Here is a 12339-nt window from a genome sequence, read left to right as displayed (position 1 = left end):
ACAATAAAAAGGTTATGCAGAAATATGGCTTACTGGGATATCCCCTCGGACATTCGTTTTCTAAAACGTATTTCAACCAGAAGTTTGAGGCGGAGAAGATCGACGCTGAGTACTTGAATTTCGAGATTCCCTCTATCAAGGAGATTAAGAACGTAATCAAAGAAAACCCTGAACTTAACGGTTTAAACGTGACCATTCCTTATAAGGAACAAGTAATCCCATATTTAGACGATTTGGATGACGATGCCCGTCAGATCGGAGCGGTAAATGTCATCAAGTTCACAAAAGGTCTTTTCGGCAAACTTAAACTGAAAGGATATAACTCGGATATTATCGGATTCAAGCAATCGATTGATCCTTTATTGAAAGAAACGCACCGGAAAGCGTTGATCCTTGGTACGGGAGGGGCGTCGAAGGCAGTCTTCCACGGACTGAAACAGCTAGGCGTTGGTGCCACGCTGGTTTCTCGCAAACCGAAAGAATTTTGTATCACGTACGATGAGATTACTCCGAAAACCATGGAGCAATATACGGTGATCGTAAACACGACTCCCTTAGGCATGTTCCCTAATATAGACTCATGTCCGGATATCCCGTACGATTTACTTACGCCGAATCATCTATTGTATGATTTACTTTACAATCCGGATGAGACCCTTTTCATGAAGAAAGGAAAAGAAAAAGGCGCCGTCGTGAAAAATGGTCTGGAAATGCTTCTATTACAGGCTTTCGCCGCTTGGGAGATCTGGCAGAAATAGATCGAACGATATCTTTCCAACCACATGATTTGATGAAGCTAGCTTCGTGAGCCAATGAAGTTAGCTTCGTTAGTCAATGAAGTTAACTTACTTCAACCAAGTCAATACATAGTCCGGTGTAACTTGATATGCCAACTCATATTCCCGGCATGCCTCGGTCCGGGTTTCTCGTCCCTTAAACGTCCCACTCGATAAATAAGGAAAAGGATTCACGTGAAGATGCTTTTGAAAGTCCACTCCTTCCTGCCCGATTATCTTGAACAAGGTTTCTTTGGCGCACCAATGGATTAATAGATGCTCGACCTCATGCTCCAGATCGATACCCGCCTCTTCCTCCGGATTCATAAAGCGACTTCGTATTTTCAAGATCCGGTCCGAACGATACTCGATATCGATCCCTGTCGGACGCTTATCCAAGATTACCGCCACATAATCTTTCGTATGAGATATACTTATATATAAAGGTACGCACGCGAGGAACGGGGCACCCGTAGAATGATAGTCAACCCTTACCTCCTCTCCTAAAAGCTCTTTTAAAAGCACCCGGCTGGCGAAACGTTCCTGCCTCCGCTTCTCTGCCGATACCCGCTCCAAAAAAGAAGAATAGTCCGCTTTATGCTCAAGCATCCCCAAAAGCTCATCAGAACTTTCTTCCATTTTCCAGACTCCATGCAGCGGCGAGAGTTGTTTATATAGCAAGGCCATATTATTCTTTCCAACTAAAAGTTTGTATAAGTTCTATGATATCTTCCCGGATATATTGGATAGCGGGAGCTAATGAATCCGCATTGGGTTTACAGTCAAAATACAAGGCTCCCCGGAAGAAATTCGATACACTATCTGTCAACAGGAATTGTATGGGAGAAGCCGATTCTCCATCCAGAAGAAACAGCGAGCCATAAACGTTTGCGGCAGGGTTGGAATACGCTTTCTCCGATATCCGATTCTCCGACTTTATTTGGCGGGCGACGAAAGAGCGGCTTTCCGTCTCCACCGTCACCAAGGACGCGGGAGTAATTGGCAAATAGCTGCAATAAAGCTTAGCCTCTAACTCCGGATACGAGATATTCAAGCCCGTAACACCCTTCTTTTGATCCGGCACCTCTATGACCGCAGTCTGAGAGACATCAAAATTAAAAGGCAGGTAACTGAGATCAAGCGGTTTATATTGTGCCTTCGAAGGTTCGATACGAACATAGCCCCGTGGCTTCGGCGTATATTCCACACACGAAATACAGCATATCCCTAAAAACAGAGACCCTCCTATGACAGCAGCTATCCATTTCATAAACATTTACTTCGTATCTTTCCCATTCTCATCATTCCCTGTACCTTCAAGGATACGGTTAAATTTAACCTTTAATATCCTCCTGTTATCCACTTCCAGCACTTGGAAACGATATTCCTTAAAATCTATAATCTCCCTACGGCGTGGAAAATCCCCTTTTATCTCCAACAAAAGACCGGCCAAAGTTTCCACTTCTTCCGTCAATTTACCAAAATCTGAGGGATCGGCATCGATAACCCGGAAGAAATCCGTCAATAATATCTTTGCCTCAAAGATCAAGCTACCGTCTGCTAAACGGATGAATTGTTGCTCATCCTCATCATACTCATCGGAGATCTCTCCGACAATTTCCTCTAGGATATCTTCCATCGTCACGATACCGGAGGTACCGCCAAACTCATCGACTACGATCGCCATATGAATTTTATTGGTACGGAACTCTTCCAGCAAATCATCGATCTTCTTGGTTTCCGGCACGAAATAGGCCGGTCTGATCAAGCTCTGCCAACGGAATGTATCGGGCTTGTCAATATAGGGCAATAAGTCCTTGATATATAAGATACCTTTTATATTATCCTCAGTCTCGGAATATACCGGAATACGCGAATAGCCGGATTTGATAATAAAATCAACCACCTCACGGAAACTGATCTTGATCTCGATATCTTCCATATCCAGACGAGGAGTCATGATCTCATCAGCGGTCTTATTATAAAACTTGATAATCTCCGCCAGCATCTCCTTCTCCTCCGGGATCTCGGTAGAGGTTAGCTCTAACGCTTTAGAAAGCTCATCTACAGAGATATCATATTTCTTTTTCGCTAACGCTTTATTGATGACCGATGTGGAATTAACCAAGATTTTCGAGAATGGGCGGCAGAAGCGTTCCAAACCACTTAATACGGAGGCTGAAAAACGAACAAAACGCAAAGAATTCTTCTGTGCGTAAATCTTAGGCATGATCTCCCCAAAAAGTAAAAGCAAGAAAGTCAGTAGAATCGTCTCAAGTACAAAGCCTAGAAGAGGAGCGGCCGAGAAATTAATCCAAGCGTTAATCGCATAGGTACACAACATAACGACCGCCACATTTACGAAATTATTAGCGATCAATATAGATGCCAATAGATACTCCGAACGTTCAAGGAGACGTTTGATAACAGGATCTGCCGGGCGATTCTCTTCCCCGATCTCATTTAGGTCGCCCGGGGTTAGAGAAAAGAATGCCACTTCAGAGGCCGACACGAAGCCGGAAACAAACAGCAGTAAAAAGGCAAGGCTTAATGCGATCACAGGACCCGCTGTCAGCGCCTGCACCGTTACGTTTTCAAATAAGCCCGATAAATAATAGTCCGAGTCCAAGGGAAACAGTATTAGTTAAACAATATCAGAACGGGAGATCATCCGCGTCACTGGATTCTGAGAATGCGCTAGGCTGCGAGGCGGCTGGCTGTTGATAAGCGGTATTTGGCGCCGTAGTCGGTTGAGCCGATTGTCCTTGCCCCACATTGGGCTGCATACTACCGCCTTGTGCAGTCGTATTTCCACCATCGGCCGGACGGGAACCCGTACTGTAAAACTCGATACGATCCGCATGGATCTCCGTAACATATCGTTTCACGCCGCTTTGGTCATCATAATTACGAGTACGAATCTTGCCTTCCACATATACACCGGAACCTTTACGTACCCATTTTTCCACGAAAGGAACCAAATCCCGACGAACTACGATATTATGCCACTCCGTACGTTCCGGAACCACCGTTCCATTTGCCAACGTATACCCACGTTCCGAGGTTGCCAGCGGGAAATTAGCGACAGCGGCACCACTGTCAAAATAGCGAACGTCAGGATCTTTGCCTACGTTGCCGATCAATATAACCTTATTCAATGACATAATTCAAATTCTTAATAACCATACAAAGAAACACAAATTCAATCATTCTCACAAGTTTCCGTTTAATTTCTCTAAATCAGATAGTGAAATTTCACCTATGTGAGTTTCAAGACTATAGAAGAGACAGTTGTAGAGATCTCATTCACAGATGGTATCTAAAAGAACCAAATTGAAGAACGAATTTGAAGAACCAAATTAAAGAACCGATATGATGGAACAACAGATATTCATTAACGAGATACAGACATCTTTTGTATTGAGGCAACCAAAGTCAACTAAGCCGACCAATATCTATTTAGTATGTCGGATACAAGGGAAGCAAGTTAAACTAGCTACAGGGGTTAAAGTGTATCCAGAGCACTGGAACACAAAGAAACAAGAAGCCTATATAAGTGTTCGTCTAACAGAACTAGATAATCAGAATAATGAAATCGCCAATAAAAAAATTAAAGCACTTAGAGACAGTGTAGCGTCTTATAAAGAGTATCTTTGTGATAATCCCGACAAGATCACGAACAGCTTAAACATCCTGCGGGAGTATATCTATAAAGACTATAAGCATATAAATAGAATTAGTAAAATGAAACAGCAGATCAGCGCAACATTAGAAATGAAGCAACTTATAGATAGGCAAAGCACAAAAGAATCTACCAAGAAGGGGAATATTGGTGCTATAGGATACCTAGAAACATTCCTAAAAGCATCCAAAATTGATAACACTTGGAATAACATAAACCTTGAAACACTAGAGCAGTTCAAACAATATTATATAAATAAGAAGACTAACGCTACTACGATCAATGCTTATATCAAGAGGATACTTGCAGTATGCAGAATTGCTAACAAATCTAGCAAAATTCAATTTAGCTTTGAGGGTAACAACTTACACTTATTAGAATTAATTAAGGATAACACTAATAAAACTAAGCGTAAGAATAAACAAGTGGCACTAACGGAGGAACAAGTAATGTCACTATACAGCTACACCCCAAAAGGAAGGAAAGCTACAGAGTTAGAAGAGATTAGAGACATATTTATACTTCAATGTTTAGTTGGGCAACGTATATCAGATATGCCTAAATTCTTTAATGGAGACTACAAGTATGATAGCAAGACGAACACCATAACTATAACACAACAAAAAACTAATGAAATGGCTATCATACCATTACTTCCATTGGCTAGAGAGATATTAAACAAGTACAATAATAAAAAGATGATAGTAGATATAAATACTATTAAAGACTTTAGAATGAATAAAGATATTAAACGTATTGCCGAGGCTGTAGGACTTAATGAACCTATAGAATACCAAGAGCAGAAAGGTACTGATATATTGAATATTACCAAACCATTACACCAGATGATACATTCACACACGGCAAGGCATACATTTGTCACAATTATGTGTCGTATGGGAATACCTAAAGACGCTGTGATTATAGCAACTGGACACGAAGATACAACTATGATAGATGCAGTATATGAACATCTTAATGAACAGGACAAAGCCAACAAGGTACATTCCGCATTCAATAAACTAGATGGTAAACTATTTAAAATGGATCAAGTAGCCACTCCAATTATAGCTAAAGATGAGAATAAGCCCCCGAAACCCAAGACTAATATATTAGATTATTTATTTGCGGAAACTACTTTATTGAGACTTGACCAACTACATAGTAGGGATGTCAATATTTATGAGTTGCCAGATATATCTAAAGCAATCAGAGTTATTAAAGACCTATCTACTATAAGTAAAGCTCAATCATTCTTAAATGGCATTGACAAAACTATACTATATGGACGTATTAATAAGATCTCAGAAATATTATGGTATATAGGTAAACATTATGCAGATGCTACATTATATCAGTTATACGAACAAAAGGTTATTGAGCTAGGTTTATCAGATAGCATTAATCAGATCACGAGTGAGGATATATTACACCATCTTTGGCAGCAGGAGATAAGTAATGAAGAGCTAGACTGAAACTCCAACACAAAATTAAGCCTAATCCTTTAACAATAAACCCCAGCCCACCAATTAAGGCAAGCTGGGGTTTATAATTAAAATTTAGGTAGAAATCTTAGACCATCTACCATTTACTAAGGTAAATCTTTGAGCCTTATTAGAAGGAATCATAATAACCTTCTTATAGTAGCTACCGTTATCGGCTGCTGTAGTAGTCGGACAGTATTTATAATCTATAGTACCAAAGTTCCTAACAGTATTAGTACTATACCAATAGGCATTAACTTTAGTTCCATCTGTAAAGAAGTTAATGTAGTATGCTGTATCTGACTGGCTATCTTTCTTATCCTTCACTAAGGACTTATATTTAGATACTTCCATTAAGTGAGTATCATAGCCTTCATACTTAATATCTCTTACCTTTATTTCGGCTACTACCTTCTTATCATTATAAGTAAAATAGTAGTCCACTGGTGCATATTTATCTTCTGTAGGATACAGATTAGTAGCACCCACTTGTATTAAAAATGATTCTAGTAGTTTCCTTCCATTTAGTTCTAATTCATTAAATTTGTCCATTTAAGCTAGTAGTTTGTACTAGCCTGTATTCCATTATACATAAATCATTAGCCATTCACATTAACCATATACCATTTACAGGCTAATGGGTTATTATTCTTTAGCAGGTTCTTCTTTAGTTTGTAAATCCTGCTGTACCATCTGTAACAGTCCAGCTACATCTTTATAAGGCTGCTGGACTAAGTAGTTAATAATTGCGTTAATAGTTTGTTCTGACATACGTTTCATTCACTTAGTATATTTAATGCTTCATCTGATTCTGATATAACTGCATTTCCTTCTTCATCTACCCACATAGTTCTTATCTTTAATAGCCTTAATAACCCTATCTGTTTCTTCTGTGATATGTTGTTTAATCTCATTTACTACAATCCTAATAAGGAAATACATTAGAACTGCTAAGAATGTTAGTAATACATAGGTTGTAAACATAGTATATATAGTTTAAGTAGTTAATAATCAAAGTAAAGTAAGGCTATCTTCACAGACTACCTTACTAAATGAATAACGAATCTCAATAATAATCTTTATGTTTGGATAATCTATAAGATAGTAAATCTAAATACAGAATTTGGTGTGTAAATAAATAGATATAATCTTTGTGGTGTGATAATCTATAAGGGAAATCTTTGTATTAGAAGTGTCTGTAATCTTATTACTTTGATTAGTAGTAAAATAGAACTAAATTACTCACTAACCAGACCGATAAAGCCATTCCCATATAACTCTTTATCGTATTACAAATATAATAATATTATTTTACATATTAAAACTAAGTTACAATATTTTTAATATTTCATTTAAACACTATCTTAGGTGTGATTATTACAATTGAGAATAAAGGTTTAGTAGTATATCTGTAAGGAAATCATTTTCTTCTACAGTTTTAAATCTTTTCCTGTCTTTAAGTTTAGTAGCATTATAATAAAGAGAGAAATTAGCTGTTAGTTCATTAGTGCCAGCTAGTAAACCTGCCATCATTATACATTTAGAACCTTTGTAAAACTTAATACAACCACCTTCTTTATAAAGTCGGATGATATATTTAATTCCTATGCTGTTTAAAATTTCCTTAGCTTTAATACCAGCTTCTACTGCATCTTCCTTTAGCTTTAATATTCTAGCTTCTTCTGATTCCTTTGTACTGGGTGTAAAGTCAATAACCATAGCTTACTTAATTTTAATGTACTGAATAATATAACCTCTTACCTGCTTACCATCTATTCTTTTCCTAGCTTCCTTAATCTTAGCATAATCTTCAAAGTCTTTAATGCTAGCTTTTCCTTTGATTCCTAATGTACCATAAATACTATTCAAGCAATCTTTAATATCAGCAGAAGGAATAAATTCACCGATTCTAAATGCAGGAATAGTAAGCAGTAACTTAGCTACCTTAGCATTATTATCCATCTTTTCAGAGATACTAATAAGAAGTCTTTGAATATGTGAAGTATGATATTTAAGTTCCCTAATCTGTTCCATACCTAGTAGTTCATAAGCATCTTTGATATAGCTATATTTCTTCTTTAATAAGGCTAATCTATCATTATCTGTAAGACTGAATACCATACCTTCCTTTCTTTGCATTATAGAATCATATTCTTCTATAGCATCCTTAAAGGTAGTTCTGGCTGAATCATTCTTTAATAGCTTATCAGAAGTCTTATCTGTACTGCATCCTACAGCCATACCAGCCTTATTATATTCAGTGCTTAAATTAACCTGTAAACTGTATGTATGGTTAAGTACCTTGAAGTTATAAATATCCAGCTTCATCCTATTAGGATCAAATATAAATTCACCAGTATCTTCATCCTTCCAAATGTAATGATAGATGCTTTCTTTAGTTCCTTCCTTAATTTCCTTATCACTATTAACCTTAGTAATATATGATTTAGCTTTCTGTTCTTCTTCCAGAACAACCTGCTTATATTCTTCATAAGTAAGGTCTGTATTGTATCTGGTAGCTTTATAAAGATGTGTGATAGAATCTGCATACTGGGTATCTCTAATTCTACCAGCTATCTGTCTTACCTGTGTACTAATATCCATTAAGGTCTGTGCCTTAGTGCTTTCTGATATAATATAAATTTTACCTTCTATATCAAACAAGTCACAGCCTTCAAAGCAGGTGGAAGTATAAAAGTTTATCTTCTTCACAGGATCAGTAGTTTCACCATTGGTAACACCTTGACAAGTATGCTTATAGGTTTCATTATTCTTACTAAAGATGATTCTGGTATTCTCATTAGTAAGGTTACAGTTCTTAATCATAGTGGCTATAAATTCCACCGAGTTTACAAAGAAGTGAGCATTACCGAATACTTTACCTTCTAAGAAGTCATTGATAACTTTCTTCACTGTAGCACCTACATACTTACATTGTACCGCATTTACCTTTACTTCGGTCTTATCTTCCCAGTCTATCTTAAAGGTCGGAATATCCTTTAGTTCTTCCAGCATTAAATCATATTCAATAGGGGTAGCTGTTAAGAATGACCATTCTTTGAATTTAGTATATTCATCTAGTACAGTCCTTACAGCCTTGTTCCTAAATACATACTGAATAAATAACAGGTGTAGTTCATCTATTAGTAAGAAGAAGTTATAACCAGTAATACCAGCAACTTTAGCTAAACTATCATAAGTACACATAATCTTTTTAGCACCTTTCTTAGTATTCAGATACTCTTTAATCTCGTATGTAGTAACACCTTCATAAACACCTAGTACATTAACCTTACCATCTGTATTATATTTCTGCATCTTATTCTTAATTAGTGATACAAAGGGAACACATATAATAGTATCTTTACCATCTTCTAAAGCTATAGATGTTCCACCGCATCCTACTTTACCTTTATCTATTAAATATCCTACTGGTAAACCATTCTCTTTGAATAATGGATATTCACCTAAATACTTGTACTCTTTAGTAATAATAATGTTTGTCATAATTGTAAATTGTTTGTTTAGTTAGTTGGTTTAAAATCTGGAGTTTAGAAGCATCTGTAGTTTGAATTATGGGGTGTGACATTTTTGGGTATTCTTTCTATAGAAGATTGAGGTTTCATTACCAAAATTTGTCACACTTGAAATAAAATAATAAGCGTATCACTACGCTTACTATTCCTTGTTAAACTAACTCAAACTCACAAATTATGAATGAATAATTAACTTCAATACCTAAAATATGCTCAAAAGGTACTTATGGTAATAACTTTGTGATTCTTAGATGTGAATTAAGTGGAAGAACTGGCTAATCAGCTAGCCAGTCCACTTAGATAATCGAATTAAAATCTATGTTTCAGTATGATAGTTTCCTTCATTTATTGTAAGACAAAGATAGTGAAATATTTTGACATACGCAAATTAATTATAACAAATTTTAAAATTTATATTGAGGCTGCTATAACAGCTATATTCTTGTATTACAGTACGCAAAGTGATGGATGAATGAACTTAAAGTAAAGTTTCTTATCGCTTCTTTCCACTAGACCAGCTTCTAAAGCTGAATATACTGTATTATGTTGTACTCCTATTTCGTGAACTATTCTATTCAGAGATAAATCTACTATATTTGATGCTATTCTAGTCCAGCACTTGAATCGGATTAGGAAACCTATTACATTCCTATCTACATCTGTATCTAATAGGCTACTATCTATGGTTACAAAGAACTTGGTAGGTTCTGTATAGCTATACTTATTACCGCATCCAGTTCTATCTATGGTTAGGTTGGCTACTTCTTCAAACTTCTTTAGATGGTTAAAGATGGTAGTTTCACTAACACCTGTTATTCTTACTATATCTTTAATAGTACTATCTGGATTCTTACTAATGGCTACTAGGGCGCAGAAGTAAGTAAATGCTTCATTATTAGTAAGAGATTGTAGTATAGGTATGCTTAATTTGATATTCATTGCTTAGGGTGTTTGATAATTGATAGAGGTTATCTATATTTGTATATTATTTAATCTATATGGCTATGTCGGAGGATCAGAAGGAATGCTTTGTAATAATGCCCATTAGTGATGCAGAAGGCTATGATAAAGGACATTTTACTAGAGTATATTATGATATTATTAAACCAGCAGTAGAAAGCGCTGGTCACAAACCTATTAGGGCAGATGAAGTTGTTTCATCAAATCTAATTCAATTAGATATAGTAGAAAGACTTATTTATGCACCTTTAGCTATATGTGATATTAGCAGTCGTAATCCTAATGTGTTTTATGAACTGGGGATTAGACACGCATTTAATAAGCCTGTAGTTCTGATGAAAGATAATGTTACACCTAATGCTTTTGATATAAGTTCTTTTCGATATATTGAATATACAAAAGAGATGGGCTATAGAGATGTAACATCTGCTATTAAACAATTAAAAGAATTTATACTAAGTACAGTTAACGATTGGAATATAGACAAAGGTGTAAACTCTATTATTAAATTATTACCCGATAATAAGGAAAATCCAACTAATCTTATTTCCGAATTTATATTACAAGAAGCACAGCAATTATGTAAAGATCTTAATTCCAAGAATCTTTTCCTATTAGAAGATTTATTTAAGGATCGCTTAAACTCACTTGAACAGTTATGTATTACAAAGTCCGATAAATTAGTATGTGAGTATTTGAGATCTAAATTTCATTTTCAATATAAGAACCAAATATTTATAAGCGAATAGAATTATGGATATTCTGATGGCATTTCTTACAAAGAGACATTAAATTCTTTGGATTATACGCCAAGCTTCTCCTTTTCAAATGGTCTGTAGTAGACATAAAACTAGTAATATGATGTACATCTACTGCTAATACTACTTTATCTTCTTTCAAACATAGTTCACATAATGGCTGCTGCATTAGCTTAGCTAGCCTTAATTCTTTCCATTTGGTAGATTGGTATATCTTCTGTCTTTCTTCCCTGTTAAATGTTCTGGAAGGTTGCTTATTCGGTTTCTTTAGATATGGCATATAGTTCTGCTGGTATTATGTATTCACCTTCTTCATTCTGTACTTCCAATGGTGCTAATTTACTATTCATTGTATAGTTGGACTTCTTAGCATAGCATCTTATAGTATTGAATTGCACTCTTAGTAGTTCTAATACAGATTCTTCTGTTACATCTTCCAGCCCTACTTCCATACATCTTATTACTGCTTTCTGTAGGAAATCTTCTACAGTTTGGGACATATAGATAGTATCTTTATAATAAGTAGTGTATTGCTTTACTAATTCGGGATAATGCTTAGCTATTATATCAGCTATCTTAGAAGCATTTCTATGAAGTGGCTTATCTATTACTGTATTGTAGCTGTACTGGTCATATTGTGGCTTCCAGTTAATTATCTTATCTGCTGTTTCTATATCAATGTGAAATAGTGCAGCTGCTTTGTCTAGTCCGTAATCATAAACATACTGTAGAAGGACTGATTTAGGAGGTCTTATCATTTTTGAATTTAATGTATTGGTTAATAGTTTCTCTATTGTAATCGAAGAAGTCCTTTAGTATGGATTCTATCAGTGGTGCTTTATCTGATTTGTGGTTAGTATGTTCATCTATAAGGTCTAGATTCCTGTTGAAGAAATCTGCTAATATCAATCTTAGTAGTTTAGACCTGTCTTTACCTAGTAATTGCTGTAGTTCTGTTAGCAGCAGGTCGGTATTCAAGTCTATTTTAGCTTTAATTTCTATTGGGTAATTACTTCTTCTTTCCATAGTTTAGCCTTTAATTGTATTACAAATTTACTAATACCTTAACAGACTTCCAAATAAATAATTCACATTCTTTAATAATTATATTGCAATGATTATAAGCCTATTAGAGCCATTATA

The 12339-nt window shown here is 35.8% G+C and carries 15 protein-coding genes; 3 read left to right on the top strand and 12 right to left on the bottom strand.

Annotation, left to right across the window (positions count from 1 at the left end; translation table 11 throughout):
- Window positions 1–14: 14 nt before the first annotated feature.
- Complete coding sequence (locus DWY79_RS02980; protein WP_005854619.1) at window positions 15–758, top strand: shikimate dehydrogenase; 744 nt, start codon at window positions 15–17, stop codon at window positions 756–758.
- Between the two features lie 87 nt (window positions 759–845).
- Here DWY79_RS02980 and DWY79_RS02975 read toward each other — a convergent pair whose 3' ends face one another.
- From DWY79_RS02975 to DWY79_RS02960, 4 genes are read right to left on the bottom strand one after another with little or no spacing between them, the layout of a single operon-like run.
- The gene (locus DWY79_RS02975) at window positions 846–1463 is read right to left on the bottom strand and encodes a 4'-phosphopantetheinyl transferase superfamily protein (RefSeq protein ID WP_005864721.1); all 618 of its coding nucleotides are present in this window, start codon (window positions 1461–1463) and stop codon (window positions 846–848) included.
- A 1-nt stretch (window position 1464) separates the two neighbouring features.
- Window positions 1465–2046 carry a hypothetical protein gene (locus DWY79_RS02970; RefSeq protein ID WP_005864719.1) on the bottom strand — a complete coding sequence of 194 codons (582 nt, stop codon included), beginning with the start codon at window positions 2044–2046 and terminating at the stop codon, window positions 1465–1467.
- A gap of 6 nt (window positions 2047–2052) precedes the next feature.
- Window positions 2053–3405: a gliding motility-associated protein GldE gene (gldE, locus tag DWY79_RS02965; RefSeq protein ID WP_122368829.1), complete on the bottom strand. Its 1353-nt coding sequence runs from the start codon at window positions 3403–3405 to the stop codon at window positions 2053–2055.
- Window positions 3406–3430: 25 nt separating this feature from the next.
- Window positions 3431–3940, bottom strand: a complete 510-nt coding sequence (locus DWY79_RS02960) for a single-stranded DNA-binding protein (protein WP_005864715.1) — start codon at window positions 3938–3940, stop codon at window positions 3431–3433.
- 208 nt (window positions 3941–4148) lie between these two features.
- On the opposite strand from DWY79_RS02960, the gene DWY79_RS02955 reads away from it, so the two are divergent.
- On the top strand, window positions 4149–5933 hold the full coding sequence (locus DWY79_RS02955; RefSeq protein ID WP_122145252.1) for a tyrosine-type recombinase/integrase: 1785 nt from the start codon (window positions 4149–4151) through the stop codon (window positions 5931–5933).
- 84 nt (window positions 5934–6017) lie between these two features.
- Here DWY79_RS02955 and DWY79_RS02950 read toward each other — a convergent pair whose 3' ends face one another.
- The 5 genes from DWY79_RS02950 to DWY79_RS02935 all read right to left on the bottom strand — a co-directional run bounded on the left by DWY79_RS02950 (window position 6018) and on the right by DWY79_RS02935 (window position 10417).
- Entirely contained in the window at window positions 6018–6494 is a 477-nt protein-coding gene (locus tag DWY79_RS02950; protein ID WP_122145253.1) for a hypothetical protein, read from the bottom strand.
- A 93-nt stretch (window positions 6495–6587) separates the two neighbouring features.
- Window positions 6588–6722 carry a hypothetical protein gene (locus DWY79_RS23265; RefSeq protein ID WP_255420369.1) on the bottom strand — a complete coding sequence of 45 codons (135 nt, stop codon included), beginning with the start codon at window positions 6720–6722 and terminating at the stop codon, window positions 6588–6590.
- Window positions 6723–7319: 597 nt separating this feature from the next.
- The gene (locus tag DWY79_RS02945) at window positions 7320–7661 is read right to left on the bottom strand and encodes a hypothetical protein (RefSeq protein WP_122145650.1); all 342 of its coding nucleotides are present in this window, start codon (window positions 7659–7661) and stop codon (window positions 7320–7322) included.
- Between the two features lie 3 nt (window positions 7662–7664).
- Window positions 7665–9449, bottom strand: coding sequence for a DEAD/DEAH box helicase family protein (locus DWY79_RS02940; RefSeq protein ID WP_122145649.1), 1785 nt, complete (start codon window positions 9447–9449; stop codon window positions 7665–7667).
- A gap of 476 nt (window positions 9450–9925) precedes the next feature.
- Window positions 9926–10417: a helix-turn-helix domain-containing protein gene (locus DWY79_RS02935; RefSeq protein WP_122145648.1), complete on the bottom strand. Its 492-nt coding sequence runs from the start codon at window positions 10415–10417 to the stop codon at window positions 9926–9928.
- Window positions 10418–10482: 65 nt separating this feature from the next.
- On the opposite strand from DWY79_RS02935, the gene DWY79_RS02930 reads away from it, so the two are divergent.
- Window positions 10483–11187, top strand: coding sequence for a hypothetical protein (locus DWY79_RS02930; protein WP_147431801.1), 705 nt, complete (start codon window positions 10483–10485; stop codon window positions 11185–11187).
- Here the strand turns inward: DWY79_RS02930 and DWY79_RS22955 are convergent.
- From DWY79_RS22955 to DWY79_RS02915, 3 genes are all read right to left on the bottom strand, one after another.
- Window positions 11174–11365, bottom strand: a complete 192-nt coding sequence (locus DWY79_RS22955) for an HNH endonuclease (RefSeq protein WP_229055196.1) — start codon at window positions 11363–11365, stop codon at window positions 11174–11176. The genes DWY79_RS02930 and DWY79_RS22955 overlap by 14 nt on opposite strands.
- A gap of 85 nt (window positions 11366–11450) precedes the next feature.
- Window positions 11451–11954: a hypothetical protein gene (locus tag DWY79_RS02920; protein WP_122145645.1), complete on the bottom strand. Its 504-nt coding sequence runs from the start codon at window positions 11952–11954 to the stop codon at window positions 11451–11453.
- On the bottom strand, window positions 11938–12222 hold the full coding sequence (locus DWY79_RS02915; protein WP_122145644.1) for a hypothetical protein: 285 nt from the start codon (window positions 12220–12222) through the stop codon (window positions 11938–11940). Before DWY79_RS02915 ends, DWY79_RS02920 begins: the two co-directional genes overlap by 17 nt.
- Window positions 12223–12339: the final 117 nt, after the last annotated feature.

This window comes from Parabacteroides sp. AF27-14 (assembly GCF_003635425.1).
Classification (GTDB): Bacteria; Bacteroidota; Bacteroidia; order Bacteroidales; family Tannerellaceae; genus Parabacteroides; species Parabacteroides distasonis.
Note: the sequence above shows the minus strand (reverse complement) of the source record. Positions and strands in the feature narration are given on the sequence as shown.